Annotated in this window: 20 protein-coding genes; 16 read left to right on the forward strand and 4 right to left on the reverse strand. The window is 68.1% G+C overall.

Annotated elements, in window-relative coordinates; genetic code table 11:
• Window position 1 precedes the first annotated feature (1 nt).
• The 3 genes from ROZ00_09075 to ROZ00_09085 are packed head-to-tail and all read right to left on the reverse strand — an operon-like array spanning window position 2 to window position 1,497.
• Complete coding sequence (locus tag ROZ00_09075) at window positions 2–607, reverse strand: cytochrome b/b6 domain-containing protein (protein MDT3736363.1); 606 nt, start codon at window positions 605–607, stop codon at window positions 2–4.
• 12 nt (window positions 608–619) lie between these two features.
• Window positions 620–1,096 (reverse strand): cytochrome C, encoded by a 477-nt coding sequence (locus tag ROZ00_09080; protein MDT3736364.1) that lies wholly within the window; start codon window positions 1,094–1,096, stop codon window positions 620–622.
• The gene (locus ROZ00_09085) at window positions 1,093–1,497 is read right to left on the reverse strand and encodes a DUF1924 domain-containing protein (GenBank protein MDT3736365.1); all 405 of its coding nucleotides are present in this window, start codon (window positions 1,495–1,497) and stop codon (window positions 1,093–1,095) included. The genes ROZ00_09080 and ROZ00_09085 overlap by 4 nt, the downstream gene beginning before the upstream one ends.
• Before the next feature lie 263 nt (window positions 1,498–1,760).
• Between ROZ00_09085 and ROZ00_09090 the strand changes: the two genes are divergently transcribed.
• The 16 genes from ROZ00_09090 (at window position 1,761) to ROZ00_09165 (ending at window position 15,634) form a co-directional block, all read left to right on the forward strand.
• On the forward strand, window positions 1,761–4,043 hold the full coding sequence (locus ROZ00_09090; GenBank protein MDT3736366.1) for a bifunctional salicylyl-CoA 5-hydroxylase/oxidoreductase: 2,283 nt from the start codon (window positions 1,761–1,763) through the stop codon (window positions 4,041–4,043).
• A 31-nt stretch (window positions 4,044–4,074) separates the two neighbouring features.
• Entirely contained in the window at window positions 4,075–4,581 is a 507-nt protein-coding gene (locus ROZ00_09095) for a MarR family transcriptional regulator (GenBank protein MDT3736367.1), read from the forward strand.
• 1 nt (window position 4,582) lies between these two features.
• Entirely contained in the window at window positions 4,583–5,395 is an 813-nt protein-coding gene (locus ROZ00_09100) for an enoyl-CoA hydratase family protein (GenBank protein MDT3736368.1), read from the forward strand.
• Window positions 5,395–6,552, forward strand: coding sequence for an acyl-CoA dehydrogenase family protein (locus ROZ00_09105; GenBank protein ID MDT3736369.1), 1,158 nt, complete (start codon window positions 5,395–5,397; stop codon window positions 6,550–6,552). Before ROZ00_09100 ends, ROZ00_09105 begins: the two co-directional genes overlap by 1 nt.
• Complete coding sequence (locus ROZ00_09110; GenBank protein ID MDT3736370.1) at window positions 6,549–8,177, forward strand: AMP-binding protein; 1,629 nt, start codon at window positions 6,549–6,551, stop codon at window positions 8,175–8,177. Before ROZ00_09105 ends, ROZ00_09110 begins: the two co-directional genes overlap by 4 nt.
• Window positions 8,174–8,647: a thioesterase family protein gene (locus ROZ00_09115; GenBank protein ID MDT3736371.1), complete on the forward strand. Its 474-nt coding sequence runs from the start codon at window positions 8,174–8,176 to the stop codon at window positions 8,645–8,647. The genes ROZ00_09110 and ROZ00_09115 overlap by 4 nt, the downstream gene beginning before the upstream one ends.
• The gene (locus ROZ00_09120) at window positions 8,644–9,039 is read left to right on the forward strand and encodes a RidA family protein (GenBank protein MDT3736372.1); all 396 of its coding nucleotides are present in this window, start codon (window positions 8,644–8,646) and stop codon (window positions 9,037–9,039) included. The genes ROZ00_09115 and ROZ00_09120 overlap by 4 nt, the downstream gene beginning before the upstream one ends.
• Before the next feature lie 60 nt (window positions 9,040–9,099).
• Window positions 9,100–9,948 carry an alpha/beta hydrolase gene (locus tag ROZ00_09125; GenBank protein MDT3736373.1) on the forward strand — a complete coding sequence of 283 codons (849 nt, stop codon included), beginning with the start codon at window positions 9,100–9,102 and terminating at the stop codon, window positions 9,946–9,948.
• A gap of 52 nt (window positions 9,949–10,000) precedes the next feature.
• Window positions 10,001–11,329: a sigma 54-interacting transcriptional regulator gene (locus ROZ00_09130; protein MDT3736374.1), complete on the forward strand. Its 1,329-nt coding sequence runs from the start codon at window positions 10,001–10,003 to the stop codon at window positions 11,327–11,329.
• A 251-nt stretch (window positions 11,330–11,580) separates the two neighbouring features.
• Entirely contained in the window at window positions 11,581–12,024 is a 444-nt protein-coding gene (locus tag ROZ00_09135; GenBank protein MDT3736375.1) for a globin domain-containing protein, read from the forward strand.
• 11 nt (window positions 12,025–12,035) lie between these two features.
• Entirely contained in the window at window positions 12,036–12,482 is a 447-nt protein-coding gene (locus ROZ00_09140) for a PAS domain-containing protein (GenBank protein ID MDT3736376.1), read from the forward strand.
• A 29-nt stretch (window positions 12,483–12,511) separates the two neighbouring features.
• Window positions 12,512–13,795: a PAS domain-containing sensor histidine kinase gene (locus ROZ00_09145; protein ID MDT3736377.1), complete on the forward strand. Its 1,284-nt coding sequence runs from the start codon at window positions 12,512–12,514 to the stop codon at window positions 13,793–13,795.
• A gap of 28 nt (window positions 13,796–13,823) precedes the next feature.
• Entirely contained in the window at window positions 13,824–14,372 is a 549-nt protein-coding gene (locus tag ROZ00_09150; protein ID MDT3736378.1) for a hypothetical protein, read from the forward strand.
• 25 nt (window positions 14,373–14,397) lie between these two features.
• Entirely contained in the window at window positions 14,398–14,643 is a 246-nt protein-coding gene (locus ROZ00_09155) for a hypothetical protein (GenBank protein ID MDT3736379.1), read from the forward strand.
• Between the two features lie 53 nt (window positions 14,644–14,696).
• On the forward strand, window positions 14,697–15,176 hold the full coding sequence (locus ROZ00_09160) for a hypothetical protein (protein ID MDT3736380.1): 480 nt from the start codon (window positions 14,697–14,699) through the stop codon (window positions 15,174–15,176).
• Window positions 15,173–15,634: a hypothetical protein gene (locus tag ROZ00_09165; GenBank protein ID MDT3736381.1), complete on the forward strand. Its 462-nt coding sequence runs from the start codon at window positions 15,173–15,175 to the stop codon at window positions 15,632–15,634. Before ROZ00_09160 ends, ROZ00_09165 begins: the two co-directional genes overlap by 4 nt.
• A 3-nt stretch (window positions 15,635–15,637) precedes the next feature.
• On the opposite strand, the gene ROZ00_09170 is transcribed toward ROZ00_09165, so the two are convergent.
• Entirely contained in the window at window positions 15,638–16,006 is a 369-nt protein-coding gene (locus tag ROZ00_09170) for a response regulator (protein MDT3736382.1), read from the reverse strand.
• Between the last annotated feature and the right edge of the window lie 4 nt (window positions 16,007–16,010).

Here is a 16,010-nt window from a genome sequence, read left to right on the forward strand (position 1 = left end):
CTCAGCGCGCCAGCCACCAGGCGCCGGCCGCGGCCCAGCCGAGCAGCAGCATGGCTCCCAGCCAGCGCTGGCCGGCAATCGCCTCGCCCGGCTCGCCCTGCTTGCGGCCGGTGATCATGGCCCGCGGCAGGTTTTCGCCGTGCATCAGGCTGCCGACGAGGACGCCGGCGAGATGGACGGCCACCACGGCCAGCATCAGCCCGGTGGCGAATTCGTGCAGTTCCTCCAGCCATTCGCCGCCCAGCTCCTGGTAGGTGAACCAGCCGCTGGCGCCGGCCGACAGCGCCAGGAACAGCAGCAGCATGACGGCCCAGCCGCCGGCCGGATTGTGGCCGGTGTAATGCGGCGGCGAGAAGCGCAGCAGGCTCTTCAGGTAAGCCAGGGCCTGCCGCGGGCCGCGCACGAAGCTCGAGAAGCGCGCATGCTTCGAGCCGACGATGCCCCAGAGCAGGCGGAACAGGGCGACCGCCGTCACCGTGCCGCCGGCGAAGACATGCACCAGGCGCCACGACTCGCTGTCGCCGGTGACCCAGGCCAGCGCGAAGCCGCCCGCCATCAGCCAGTGGCCGAGGCGCACCGGCAGGTCCCACACCAGTATGCTTTTCATGGCGATCTCCTCTCAGTGTTTGTCGCGCAACTCCGGCAGGGCGATTTCGCGTCCGCGGTAGCTGCCCTGTTCGGCGCGGCTGTGGCAGGCGGTGCAGTTCGATGCGCTGTTCACGCGCGCATCGCGCCAGAGGGCCTGCGGCACCTGGCGGTGCTCGCGTCGGAACCAAGTGCTGGCGGTCAGCCGCGGCGGATCGCCCGCGCCGGCCATGCGGCTGCGGTTCGAGGCGTTGCGCACCAGGAAATCCTCCAGTTCGCGCCGTGTCTTCCCGTCGAGGCTGGCGTTGTCGCCGTAGTGCTTGTCGAGCGTCGACATGACGCGCTTCCAGTCCGGCGCCATCAGCAGCGCCGGCGGAAACGGCAGGTGGCAGCTGCCGCACTCCGTCTTGAACGACGGCGGCGCATCGGGCGGAATCGGCAGGCGGTCGGCCCTGGCCGCCGTCGACAGGATCAATGCGGCGGCAAGCAGGGATAGTTTCGCGGTTCTCATAAGCCCTCCGCCAGGAACTGGACGAAATCCGCCTTCTCGGCGGCGCTGCACTCGCGCCCCAGCACCTCGGTGCAGTTGCGGCGGAACCACTTTTCCGTCTTGGCCGGATCGCTGAAGCGGGCAGCCTCCGCGCGCGGCGCCAGCGGCTTGATGGCCTTGCCGGTGACGACATGGCGGCCCGCCTGGGCCGGGCTGTCGGTGTGGCAGGAGACGCAGGCGGGCATCTTCTCCGACACGGCGAAGCGCCGGGCGTAGAACTCGGCGCCGCGTCGGGCGGAAGGCTGGAAGCCGGGGGCCTGCCGGGCCGCCTCGGCGGCATAGGTATTGATCATTTCCCGCGGGGTGGCCGCTGCGGCTGCCCCGCCCGCCATCAGCAGGGCAAGAAAAATTGCTTTAGTCATGGCCTTTCCTTTCCGTAAATACGACACGGACAGAGTCTCGGCCGAGCGGCTTAAGCGGACCTTAACGGTTTGAAATCCGGTTGATTTGGCTCAAGGGCCACCCCCCGGCAGACTGATATATTTACGCCTAAATATTATCGTTCATTGATATTCCCGGTGGATTTTTTCAGGTGCCGCATTGCGTTTTGCCACCATAAATATTTAAACTTAAAATAATTCGGTAATCGGCCTGAATCAGGCCAAAGTGGAAAGGGGCTCGGGAAATGCGAATTGCGTGCATCGGCGGCGGACCGGCGGGGCTCTACCTCGCCATCCTCATGAAGAAAGCGGATCCGTCCCACGACATCACGGTCTACGAACGCAACCGCCCCGACGACACCTTCGGCTGGGGCGTCGTCTTCTCCGACGCCACGCTGGGCAATTTCCAGGTGGCCGACCCGGAAAGCTACGAGGAGATCACGCGCAACTTCCACCACTGGGACGACTGCGACGTCTTCTTCAAGGGCCGCAGGATCACCTCGGGCGGCCACGGCTACTGCGGCATCGGCCGCCAGAAGCTGCTCAACATCCTGCAGGCGCGCGCCGCCGCCCTCGGCGTGAAGCAGGTCTTCGAGACCGAGATCGACGACGACGCCCAGCTCGCCGGCGCCGACCTGATCGTCGCCGCCGACGGCGTGCACAGCAAGGTGCGCAACAAGTACGCCGAACACTTCCAGCCCGACATCGACGTGCGCAAGTGCCGCTACATCTGGCTCGGCACCCACTTGAAGCTCAACGCCTTCACCTTCATCACCGAGCCCTCCGAGTGGGGCTGGTTCCAGGTGCACGCCTACCAGTTCGACCGCGACACCAGCACCTTCATCGTCGAGTGCCGCGAGGAAACCTGGCTGGCCGCCGGCCTCGACAAGCTCGACCAGGCCGGCTCCATCGCCTTCTGCGAGAAGCTGTTCGAGAAGCACCTCAAGGGCAACAAGCTGATGAGCAACGCCCGCCACCTGCGCGGCTCGGCCTGGCTCAACTTCAACCGCGTCCTCAGCAGGAAGTGGCACCACAAGAACATCGTGCTGATCGGCGACGCGGCGCACACCGCGCACTTCTCCATCGGCTCCGGCACCAAGCTGGCGATGGAGGACGCCATCGCCCTGTCGAAAACGCTCAACGCCCATCCCGGCGACGTCGAGCGCGCCGTGGCGCTCTACCAGGAGGAGCGCGAGATCGAGGCGCTCAAGCTGCAGAGCTCGGCGCGCAACCGCATGGAGTGGTTCGAGAACGTGGCGCGCTACGCCCACCTCGAGCCGGAGCAGTTCGCCTACACGCTGCTCACCGGCAGCCAGCGCATCGGCCACGAGAACCTGCGCCTGCGCGACAAATCGTATGTGGACAGCGTCGAGACCTGGTTCGCGCAGAAGAGCGGGCTGCCGGCGAAGCCGCTGCCGCCGATGTTCACCCCTTTCAGGCTGCGCAAGCTCACCCTGAAGAACCGCGTCGTCGTCTCGCCGATGGCCATGTACTCCTGCCGCGACGGTCTGCCCGCCGACTTCCTGCTGGTGCACCTCGGCGGCCGTGCACTGGGCGGCGCCGGCCTGGTGATGACCGAGATGACCTGCGTCGCGCCCGACGCGCGCATCACGCCGGGCTGCGCCGGCCTTTGGAGCGAAGAACACACGCAAGGCTGGAAACGCATCGTCGACTTCGTGCACGGCCATTCGGACGCGAAAATCGGCCTGCAGCTCGGCCACGCCGGACCGAAGGGCTCGACCCAGCTCGGCTGGGAGGAGATCGACGAGCCGCTGGCCGCGGGCAACTGGCCGCTGATCGCCGCCTCGGCGGTGCCCTACGGCCCGCGCAACCAGGTGCCGCGTGCCATGACGCGCGCCGACATGGACGCCGTGCGCGAGCAGTTCGTCGCCGCGGCGAAGCGCGGCGCCTCCGCCGGCTTCGACCTGCTCGAGCTGCATTGCGCCCACGGCTACCTGCTGTCGAGCTTCCTCTGCCCGCTCACCAACAGGCGCACGGACGAGTACGGCGGCACGCTCGAAAACCGCCTGCGCTATCCGCTGGAGGTCTTCAAGGCCCTGCGCGCCGCCTGGCCGGAAGACCGGCCGATGACGGTGCGCATCTCCGCCCACGACTGGGCGCCCGGCGGCAACACGCCGGAGGACGCGGTGGCCATCGCGCGCGCTTTCCAGGCCGCCGGCGCCGACATGATCGACGTCTCCTCCGGCCAGACCACGCGCGAGGCGCAGCCGGTCTACGGCCGCATGTACCAGACGCCGTTCTCCGACCAGATCCGCAACGAGACCGGCATCGCCACCATCGCGGTGGGCAACATCTTCGAGGCGGACCACGTCAACTCGATCATCGCCGCCGGGCGCGCCGACCTCTGCGCCATTGCCCGGCCGCACCTTGCCGACCCGGCCTGGACCCTGCACGCGGCGGCGCAACTCGGCTATGGCGAGGCTGCCTGGCCGAAGCAGTACCTGACCGGCAAGGCCCAGCTCGAGCGCAACCTGGCACGCGCCGCGCAGCTGGCGATCCGGGCCTGAACGCTTTTATGCAATCCATGGAGAACCTGAAATGAGCAAACCGAGCAAAACCTCGTCCCAGCGATCCGACCACGAGACCCGGGTCACGGACGACCACCACCAGTCGCTGCGCCTGTGGCTGCGCATGCTGGCCTGCACCAACCTGATCGAGGCCTTCATCCGCAGCCAGCTGCGCGTGAATTTCCAGACCACGCTGCCGCGCTTCGACCTGATGGCGCAACTCGAGCGCAATCCGGACGGCCTCAAGATGGGCGAGCTGTCCAAGCGCATGATGGTCACCGGCGGCAACGTCACCGGCATCACCGACCAGCTCGTCGCCGAGGGTCTGGTCGTGCGCGAGGACAACCCGAAGGACCGCCGCGCCTACATCGTCAAGCTGACCAAGGAGGGCCGCCGCGTCTTCCGCGAGTGGGCCGACGAGCACGAGGACTGGATCATCCGCCTGTTCGAGGGCCTCGAAGAGAAGGAAAAGGAACAGCTCTACGTCCTGCTCGCCCAGCTCAAACAGCACGTCGCCGGCCTGCATTCGGAAAGTTGAGATGGGCAGCCTGTCCGCCTACACCGCGCGGCACTTCCTCTGGCAGGTCGAGGGCAAGGTCGCCACCATCACGCTGAACCGGCCGGAGCGCAAGAACCCGCTCACCTTCGAGTCCTACGCCGAGCTGCGCGACCTGTTCCGCGCGCTGCGCCTCGACACGGACATCAAGGTCGTTGTCGTGACGGGCGCCGGCGGCAACTTCTGCTCCGGCGGCGACGTACACGAAATCATCGGCCCGCTGACGAAGATGGACATGGCCGGCCTGCTCGCCTTCACGCGCATGACCGGCGACCTGGTGAAGGCGATGCGCGCCTGCCCGCAGCCGATCGTCGCCGCAGTCGACGGCGTCTGCGCCGGCGCCGGCGCCATCGTCGCCATGGTCGCCGACCTGCGCCTCGGCACGGCGCGCAGCAAGACCGCCTTCCTGTTCACGCGCGTCGGCCTGGCCGGCTGCGACATGGGCGCCTGCACCATCCTGCCGCGCCTCATCGGCCAGGGCCGCGCCTCCGACCTCTTGTACACCGGCCGCAGCATGAGCGGCGACGAGGCGCACGCCTGGGGCTTCTTCAACCGCCTGTGCGAGCCGGCGGCCGTGCTGGCGGAAGCGCAGGCGCTGGCGAAGGAACTCGCCGACGGGCCGACCTTCGCCCACGGCATGACCAAGACCATGCTGCACCAGGAGTGGGCCATGGGCGTCGACGAGGCCATCGAGGCCGAAGCCCAGGCCCAGGCGATCTGCATGCAGACGCAGGATTTCCGCCGCGCCTTCGAAGCCTTCGCCGCGAAGCAGAAACCGGTTTTCGAAGGCAACTGATGGCACGCGAAGCCCTCGACTGGCCCTTCCTCGAAGACGAGCACCGCACCCTCGCCGCCGAGGCCGACGCCTGGTGCCGCACCGAACTCGGCCATATCGACCACGCCGACGCCGACGCCAGCTGCAAGACGCTCGTGAAGCGGCTCGGCGCCGCCGGCTGGCTGCGCCACTGCGTGCCCGGCGAAAAGTCAGTCTTCTCGGCACGGCGCATCTGCCTGATGCGCGAGACGCTGGCCTGGCACGACGGGCTGGCCGACTTCGCCTTCGCCATGCAGGGCCTCGGCAGCGGCGCGCTCTCGCTGTTCGGTTCCGCCAGTCAGCAGGCCGCCTGGCTGCCGCGCGTCGCCGAGGGCTCCGCCATCGCCGCCTTCGCCCTGTCCGAACCGCAGGCCGGTTCGGATGTGGCCGCCATCGCCACGGCGGCGCGGCGCGAGGGCGACGGCTACGTCCTCGACGGCGAGAAGACCTGGATCTCCAACGGCGGCATCGCCGACTTCTACGTCGTCTTCGCCCGCACCGACGCGCACCCGACGCGCGGGCTGACGGCCTTCCTGGTGCCGGCCGACGCGCCGGGCCTCGAGATCGCCGAACGCATCGAGGTGGTGGCGCCGCATCCGCTGGCGCGGCTGCGCTTTTCCGGCTGCCGCGTGCCGGCCATCGCGCGCATCGGCGCGGAGGGCGAGGGCTTCCGCATCGCCATGCAGACCCTCGACGTTTTCCGTACCTCGGTCGCCGCCGCCGCCCTCGGTTTCGCGCGGCGCGCCTACGACGAGGCGCTGGCCCACGCGCGGAGCCGCGCCATGTTCGGCCAGCACCTCGCCGACTTCCAGATGACCCAGGCGAAGCTGGCCGAGATGGCGCTGGCCATCGACGCTGCCGCGCTGCTGGTCTACCGCGCCGCCTGGCGCCGCGACCGCGGCGAGCCGGTGACGCGCGAGGCGGCGATGGCCAAGCTGTTCGCCACCGAGCAGGCGCAGCAGGTGGTCGACGCGGCCGTGCAGCTGTTCGGCGGCCGCGGCGTGCGGCGCGGCGAGATCGTCGAAAGCCTCTACCGCGAGATCCGCGCCCTGCGCATCTACGAGGGCGCCAGCGAAGTGCAGAAGCTCATCATCGCCCGCGAGGAACTGAAGCGGGCCGGCCAGGAGAACCCGAAGTGAGTTGCACGGCCCACATCGACACGTTCGCACGAGACAACCTCCCGCCGCGCGACCAGTGGCCGGAACTGGTGTTCTCGCGGCCGGAGCTGCAGTACCCGGAGCGCCTCAACTGCGCCGCCGAGCTGCTCGACCGCATGGTCGCCGCCGGCCATGGCGAGCGCCCAGCGATCTGGGCGCCGGTGGACGGCAAGCCGGTGCGGTGCACCTACCGCCAGCTGCTCGCCCAGGCCAACCGCATCGCCCGCGCCCTCACCGAGGACCTCGGCCTGGTGCCGGGCAACCGCGTGCTGCTGCGCGGGCCGAACAACCCGATGATGGCCGCCTGCTGGCTCGGCATCGTCAAGGCCGGCGGCATCGTCGTGGCGACCATGCCGCTGCTGCGCGCCAAGGAGCTGACGCAGATCGCCGTCAAGGCGCGCTGCAGCCTCGCCCTGTGCGACGCACGCCTGCTCGACGAGCTGGAACTGGCGCGGCCCGACTGCCCGGACCTGAAGCGCATCGTCGCCTTCAACAGCGACGGTTCCGCGGCCCTCGAAGCGCTGCTCAAGGACAAGCCCGACAGCTTCGACAACGTCGACACGGCGGCCGACGACGTGGCGCTGATCGCCTTCACCTCCGGCACCACCGGCCAACCGAAGGGCACCATGCACTTCCACCGCGACGTGATGGCGATGTGCGATGCCTTCCCGCGCTCGGTGCTGAAGCCCGCGCCGGACGACATCTTCTGCGGCACGCCGCCGCTCGCCTTCACCTTCGGCCTGGGCGGCATGCTGTGCTTCCCGCTGCGTTTCGGCGCGTCCACGGTGCTGGTGGAGAAGCTGATGCCGGACACGCTGATGCAGACTATCCGCGATTTCAAGGCCACCATCTGCTTCACCGCGCCGACCTTCTGGCGCCTGATGGCGCCGCTGGCCGAAAAGGACGGCATCGGCCGCCTGAAGAAATGCGTCTCCGCCGGCGAGGCCCTGCCCGACGCCACGCGCCAGCTGTGGAAGCAGGCGAGCGGCATCGAGATCATCGACGGCATCGGCGCCACAGAGATGATCCACATCTTCATTTCCTCGCCGCCGGAGAAAGTCCGCCGCGGCGCCATCGGCCAGGTGGTGCCGGGCTACCACGCCCTCATCGTCGACGACGACGGCAACCCGCTGCCGCCGGGCGAAGTCGGGCGCCTCGCCGTGCAGGGCCCGACCGGCTGCCGCTATCTCGCCGATCCCCGGCAAAGTCAGTACGTGCAGCACGGCTGGAACCTCACCGGCGACGCTTTCTCGATGGACGCCGACGGCTACTTCACCTACCAGGCGCGCACCGACGACATGATCATCTCGGCCGGCTACAACATCGCCGGGCCCGAGGTGGAGAGCGCGCTCCTGCAGCATCCCGCCGTCGCCGAATGCGGCGTGGTCGGCGTGCCCGACGCGGAGCGCGGCCAGATCGTCAAGGCCGTCGTCGTGCTGCGCGAGGGCCACCAGCCGGGCGAGGCGCTGGCGCGCGAGCTGCAGGACTTCGTCAAGCGCAGCATCGCCCCCTACAAGTACCCGCGCGCCGTCGAGTTCGTCGACGCGCTGCCGCGCACGGAAACCGGCAAGCTGCAGCGTTTCCGGCTGCGCCAGGAAAACAGATGAGCGAACTGCACTGCCGCATCCTCGGCGACACCTTTTACAGCGACATGCTGGTGCGCTTTTCGCACTGCGACCCGGCCGGCATCGTCTTCTACCCGCAGTACTTCATCATGTTCAACGGCCTGGTGGAGGACTGGTTCAACCAGGGCCTGGGCGTCAACTACGCCCGCTACATCACCGAACACCGCCTCGGCTTTCCCATCGTCAAGCTCGAATGCGACTTCGTCGCGCCCTCGAAGATCGGCGAGATCATCACCCTCGGCCTGAAGCTGGAGCGGCTGGGAAAGAGTTCCATGGAGATCGCCGTCGACTGCCGCCACGCGCAGGAGGAGCGGCTGCGCGCGAGATTCGTGCTGGTTGCCATGAACCTCGATCGGCAGCGCGCGCAGCCCCTGCCCGAAGACCTGCGCGCCCTGATGCTGGCATTCCAACAAGGACAATTCGACATAAATAACCACAGGAGAGACTCATGATCCAGATGTTCAACCCGCCCGAGTGGCAGCGGCCGAAGGGCTATTCGAACGGCGTCACCGCCTACGGCCAGATGATCTTCGTCGCCGGCCAGGTGGGCTGGGACAGCAGCGAGGTGTTCCAGACCGACGACCTGGTCGGCCAGGTGCGCCAGGCCCTCACCAACATCGTCGCCATCCTCGCCGAGGCCGGCGCCAAGCCCGAGCACATCGTGCGCATGAACTGGTATCTCGCCGACAAGGACGAGTACAACGCCCGCCTGGCCGAGATCGGCGCCGCCTACCGCGAACTGATCGGCCGCCACTTCCCGGCGATGACCGCGCTGCAGGTGGCCGGCTTCGTCGAGGACGGCGCCAAGGTGGAGATCGAGGTCACCGCAATGCTCCCTGCTTGACGGACGGCAGGTCCGGCGGACGAGCGGATCGGCTATCCTGACGGCACGGAGATCCGTGCCATGACCTTGACCCCTGCCGAACTCGACCGCCAGTACAATGCCCGCGCCGCGGTGCCGGAGCACCCGGAGATCCTCGCGCGCTGGGCGGCCCGCTCCGCACAGGCACGGCAGGAACGGCACTGCGAAACCGGCTACTACTACGGCGCCTCGCCCGCGGAGACCCTCGACTTCTTTCCGGCGCGCAAGCCCGGTGCCCCGCTCCTCGTCTTCATCCACGGCGGCTGGTGGCGTTCCCTCGACAAGCAGGACTTCTCCTTCATCGCTCCCGCCTTCGTCGACGCCGGCGCCGCGGTGGCCCTCATCAACTATTCGCTGGCGCCAAAAGCGCGCATCGAGCAGATCGTCCGGCAGTCCCTGCGCGCCTGCGCCTGGTGCTGGCGCAACGCCGCCGGCCTTGGCGTCCATCCCGACCGCATCCATGTTGCCGGCCATTCCGCCGGCGGCCACCTGGCGGCGATGATGCTGGCGGCCGACTGGCCGGCCTGGGCGCCGGACCTGCCGCCGCAGCTGCTGCGCAGCGGGCTGGCCGTCTCCGGCGTCTTCGACCTGGAGCCGGTCGCGCGCACGCCGTTCCTGCAGCGGGACCTCAAGCTGGGCAAGGCGGCGGCGCGGCGCGTCAGCCCGGTGCGCTACCGGCCGCCGCGCAGCGTGCCCCTGCACACCGCCGTCGGCAGCCACGAGAGCGGGGAGTTCCACCGCCAGGCCGGACTCATCCGCAGCGCCTGGCCGCATTGTGCCGGCAGCCACCTGACGCTCGAGGGACTCAACCACTTCACCGTCGTCGAGGCCCTCGGCGACCCGGCCAGCCCGCTGCACCGCCATGCCCTGCGCATGATGCGGCTCGCATGAGTGCGTTGTCCGCACCGAGCGCGTGCGGGTAGAATCCCCGCCAGGGGATTCCATGGCTACCGCTTCCACCATCCTGATCGTCGACGACGATCCGACGCTGCTCAGGCTGCTCGGCATCCTGCTGCGCGAGGAGGGCTATCGCCTCCTCGCCGCGGCCAGTGCCGAGGAGGCGCTGACGCTGCTGGCGGCGGAAAAGCCGAACCTGCTGCTCACCGACCTGCGCATGGGCGGCATGGACGGCATGGCGCTGTTCGACGCCGTGCGGCGCACCTACCCGATGCTGCCGGTCATCATCCTCACCGCCCATGGCACCATCCCCGAGGCGGTGGAAGCGACCAAGCGCGGCGTCTTCGGCTTCATCACCAAGCCCTACGAGGCGAAGGCGCTGCTGGCCGAAGTGGAGAAGGCGCTGACCGTCGACGCGCCGGCGCCCGACCGCGCCGATTCTCAGATCGTCACGCGCAGCCCGCTCATGCAGGCGGTGCTCGACGAGGCGCGCGTCGTCGCCGCCACCGACGCCAGCGTGCTGATCCTCGGCGACACCGGCAGCGGCAAGGAGCTGCTGGCGCAGACCCTCCACGACTGGAGCCCACGGCGCGACGCCGACTTCGTCGCGGTGAATTGCGGCGCCATCCCCGAACAGCTGCTGGAGTCGGAGCTGTTCGGCCACGTCAAGGGCAGCTTCACCGGGGCCACGCGCGACCACCGCGGCCTGTTCCAGTCGGCCGAGGGCGGCACGGTCTTTCTCGACGAGATCGGCGACATGCCGCTGCCGCTGCAGGTCAAGCTGCTGCGCGTGCTGCAGGAGCGAGAGGTGCGTCCGGTCGGCAGCACCCGCAGCGTGCAGGTGGACGTGCGCATCGTCTCGGCCACGCACCGCGACCTGGAAGCGGAAATCGGAGCCGGGCGCTTCCGCGAAGATCTCTACTACCGCCTCAACGTCGTCAACCTCTCGCTGCCGCCGCTGGCCGAGCGGCGCGAGGACATCCCGCTGCTGGCGCAGCACTTCCTCTCGGCGCTGGCGGAAAAATACCGCAAGAAGGTCAACGGCTTCGCCGGCGACGCCCTCGAGACCCTGCTCAAGGCGGGCTGGCCGGGCAACGTGCGCCAGCTCTTCAACGTCGTCGAGAAGTGCGTCGCGCTGTCCACCACCCCGATCATTCCGCTTTCCCTGGTCGAGCGCGCCCTCAACCGCCCCGGCGAGGACATGAGCTCCTTCGACGACGCCCGCCGCGCCTTCGAGCGGGACTACCTCGTCCAGTTGCTGAAGATGACTGCCGGCAACGTCACCAACGCCGCGCGCATCGCCAAGCGCAACCGCAGCGACTTCTACACCCTGCTGAATCGCCACCAGATCGATCCGGGGCTTTTCAAGGGTTGATTCGAAAAGCTTTTCTCCAGACCTGCAATAGGCCGGATGTTGGCGCTTGCCAACATTGCAACCTATTGATTTTTATATTTTTGTTTTAATTGACCCATGGCAGTGTTGGGATTTGCCAACACTCTTGAGTCTTCCTGTCTTCGAAGTTTTACATTAACTATTTGTAATCATTAAAAAATAACAACCAGGCACGGTCATTGCGAAGTAACGGGCGGACTCCATCATCGCCCCGAAAAATGAAAGGACCGGCCATGAAAACAGAACAGATCCGTCTCATCCGCGCCAACTGGGAAGAGATCCACCCCAATGCCCGGCTCGCCGGCCGCCTGTTCTACACCAAGCTGTTCCTCATCGAGCCCTCGCTCAGCGAGCATTTCCGCAACAACGCGGAAGAGCAGACCCAGCGCCTGATGCGGGCCCTCGGCATCGCGGTCTACGGCCTCGGCCAGCCCAGGGTGCTGGAGCCCCTGCTGCACAACCTCGCCGAGCATCACGCCATGGCTGGCGTGAAGGGCAGCCACTACGACGCCGTCGGCAAGGCGCTGCTGTGGACCCTGAAGATCGTCCTCGGCGAGAAATACACCGAGGAAGCCGCCCGTGCGTGGGAGCATCTGTATGCCGGGATCACCCGGACCTTGCGCGACGCCATGCGGAATGATGCTGCCGGCGCGACGGCGCTGCGCGCGGCGGCCTGAGGGGCGGGGCCATGTCGATCGCCACCTGGAGCGTCCGGCCGAAGGCCCTCGCGGTGCCGCCGTTCGCGCGCAGCCGCGCCTTCCTCGATGTCGCCGAAAGCTCGGCCGACATGATCGCCGTGCTCGACGCGGCCGGGCGCCGGCTCTACGCCAATGCCTCCTTCGGCAGGCTGCTGTCCCGCGCCGAATACATCGCCGGCAGCGACTCCTTCGGCCACATCCATCCCGAGGACCGCTCCCGCGTGCGCAAGCTGTTCATGCGCGTGCTGTCCGAGCGCCGCGGGCAGCGCCTGCGCTACCGCATCGTCGACCGCCACGGCAACGTGCACCACATCGAGTCGCACTCCCACGTCGTGGCCGGCGATGACGGCGATGCCCCGCGCGTCCTGGTCATCTCCTGGGAGCCCCGCAGGGCGACCGGCGCAGCCGACGACTTCGGGCAATTGCGCGCCGCCTGAGCGCGCGCCCGGCGGCAGAGGGGAACCGCATGCTGCAGAAACGCTCGCCTGTCTGGACGGCTGCGGACACCGCCGCGCCCGGGCTGGACGAACACTGCTTCCATGCCGTTGCCGACAGCACGTCGGACATGATCGCCGTGCTCGACGCCGAGGGCCGCCGCCTGTATGCCAATCCCGCCCTTGCCCGGCTGCTGGGGGAAACCGGCAGCCTGGTCGGCACCGATTCCTTTCTCGACATCCATCCCGACGACCGCGATCGCATGCGCGCCCTGTTCAGGCAGGTCGCGACCCAGGGCAGCGGCGCGCGCGCCGAATACCGCCTCATCGATGGCCGCGGCGGGACGTGCTTCCTCGAGTCCCAGTCCAACGTCGTCTGCGACGGCAGCGAGCCGCTGCGCGTGGTGGTGGTGTCGCGCGACGTGACCGAACGGCGGCGGTTGGAGGACACGCTCTCCCGCCTCAACCGGGAGCTGGAGTCGCGCATCGAGGCGCGCACGGCGCAGCTCTCCGCCGCCAAGGGCCAGCTGGAAGGCACCGTGGCCGAGCTGCAGGCGGCGCACGGCGAACTGCGGACGCGCGAAGAGGACGCCCGCCGCGCGCTGGAACGGGCGCGCGAGCTGCACGAGCTGAAGCTGCGCTTCGTGTCGATGACCAACCACGAGTTCCGCACGCCGCTCACCACGATCCTCTCCGCTTCGGAGCTGCTGCGCACCTATGACGGGCGCTTCTCGGAGAAGGAACGCCTCGAAATCCTGGACGACATCCGCAGCGCCGTCGGCCGCATGACCTTGATGCTCGACCAGGTGCTCACGATCAGCCGGTCCGACGCCGGCCGGCTGGAGTTCCAGCCCGAGCCGGTGTCCGTCACCGGGTTCGCGCGCGACCTGCTCGGCAAGCTGGAAAAGGCCGCCCTCGGCAGCCATCGCTTCGCCCTCGAATCGCAGGCGGCGGAAACGACCCGCCCGCTCGACGCCAGGCTGCTGACCCTGATCCTGCAGAACCTGCTCTCCAATGCAGTCAAGTACTCCGCCCACGGCAGCCAGGTCACGCTGCGGGTTGCCGCGGAGGCGGCCGCCACGGTATTCGAGGTTGCCGACGAGGGCATCGGCATCCCCGAGGAAGACCGGGCGAACCTGTTCAAGACCTTCTTCCGCGGCAGCAACGTCGGCCGGATTGCCGGCACCGGACTCGGCCTCGCCATCGTCAAGCGTGCGGTGCAGCGGCATGGCGGCGCCATCGCCTGCGAAAGCGTCCTGGGCGGCGGCTCCCGCTTCATCGTGCGCATTCCGCTTGTGCCGGGACCGGCCGCCTGAAAATCCCCCGACAGGAAAATCATCCCCCATGCAAAAGGAAACCGTCGTTCTGCTCCATGCCGCGTCGCTCGCGGGCCCCCTGTCCCTGCTCGCCGATCGACTGGCCGCCACGCACCGCGTCATCCGCGTCGGCCTGGACGCTGGCGCCGCACAACCGGCATCGAACCTGGCCGGACTGCTCGGCGGCGGTGCGGCGGCACATCTGGTCGCACAGGGCCCGGCCCTTGGGCATGCGCTGGGGCTGGCACAGGCCTGCCCGGATCGCATCTCCAGCCTGGCGCTCATCGAGCCCGTGCAAGCAGGCCGGACGTCATCCGCTGCGGTCTTCGGCATCGCCCAGCCCGTCTGCCTGGTCGGACGGATCCTCAGCGGGCTGCGCGTGCATGCCGAGATGCGCCGGCTCGGCGACGCCCTGGCAAACGCCGAACAGCACTTCTTCATCGACGATCCGACCGACGTGCGGGCGACCGACAGGAGCATCGCCGAACTGGTCCTCGCCTTCCTGCACCGTCACGGCAACGACGGCCGGCGCATGTCGGCGCCGCCTTTCCTGCGGGAATGCAGTCTGGCCGCGTAAGGCCATTGCGGCGCCCGGCCGCGCCATGATTTCCGTCCCCGTAAAAATGCCGCGTCTGCGCGGCATTTTTCATGGTGCCGGCGCATTCGTTTCGACACCTCTTGCTGTTGGCATCCGCCAACATCGCAACACACTGTATCAAAAGATTTTTTTCGCGATCGGTCCTCGGCTGTTGGTTTTCACCAACGCCGTCGGCCCGATGCAGGTTGCCACGAATCGGCTATTCGATTGTTTTTATTGTGTTTTATTCCATGGCATGGTCGTTGCGTAGTTGAGGGCACGGCAGATCGAAACTGCCTGATACCAGACTGAAAGGAGAACACCATGAGAACCCGCATCCTCGCCGCCGCCCTGATCGCGGCCCTGTCGCAAACCGCCTTCGCCGACAACGGCGCGTACTGGAACAACATCGACGCCGGCATGGCCAACATGCTGGAGACGAAGAAAGGCGCGCCGCTGCCGACCGGCGATTACTGGGCAGCCGTCCAGGCCGGCTTCGACAACATGCTCAACCACACGCCCTATGCCGGCGAAACCGCGGTGACCGTCGCCCGCGGCGAGCCCGATCCGGTGGAAACCCTGCTGCATGCCATGGTGCGCAGCGAAGACCAGCCGGTGCGCGTGCGCGGCATCGACTCCCGGGACGACAACGTTGCCGCCGCCTTCGGCCGCATGCTGAATCACGCTCCCCATGAAGGCGAGACCGCGGTCACGGTTGCGCGCCAGCTGGACTACCGCGTCGACCGCCTCGTGATGGCCATGCGCAACGCCCGGCCGGCCGCCATCGAGGTCGCCGCGAAATGACCGGCCATAGCCTGACGGCCACCCGCCCGGGCGGCGAACGCACCGCACGGGACATGCGGGCCGACGCGCGCCCGTCGGCAGCCGGACTCGCCGACTCCCTCGTCTGGATCCGCCCGGCCGTCGCCTATCTGCTGGTGGCTGTCGCGCTCGGCGTGTACATGGGCGTCCAGGGCGACCACACGCTGCGCTCGGTACACGCGCACCTGAACGTGTTCGGCTGGGTCTCGCTGGCACTGATGGGGCTGATTTACGGCCAGCACCCGGAGATGGCGCGGAACCGGCTGGCACGGTCGCATTTCTGGCTGCAGAACCTCGGCCTGGCGATGATGATGCTGGCACTGACTTTCAAGCTGGCCGGCTATCCGCAGGCCGAACCGGTGCTCGGCATCGGCTCCGTCATGGCCGCGCTGGCGGTCGGCCTCTTCGCGGCAAACGTCTTCCGCGCGGCCCGCGCCTGAGCCTCAGCCGGGCGGCAGCCGCCGGCGCAGAAGTTCGCGCAGGTCGGCCAGCTCGTAGGGCTTGGTGATGTATTCGTCGGCGCCGCAGGCCAGCCCCTTGTGGCGCGTGTCCTTCTCCGCACTGGCGGTCAGGAAGCAGAACACCGTGCGCGCCGTGGGCGGATGGGCGCGAATCTCGCGCAAAACGGAAAAGCCGTCCATCTCCGGCATCATCAGGTCGCAGATGATCAGGTCGGGCACGCAGGCGATGGCGCTATCGACGCCCTGGCGCCCGTTCTCCGCCTCGAACACCTCATGACCTTCCAATGCCAGGAAGCGCCTGAGGTTGGAGCGGATGTCCTTTTCGTCCTCGATGATGAGCACTTTCGCCATGTCC

Origin of the sequence: Denitratisoma sp. (genome assembly GCA_032027165.1) — a bacterium.
Lineage (GTDB): Bacteria > Pseudomonadota > Gammaproteobacteria > Burkholderiales > Rhodocyclaceae > Desulfobacillus.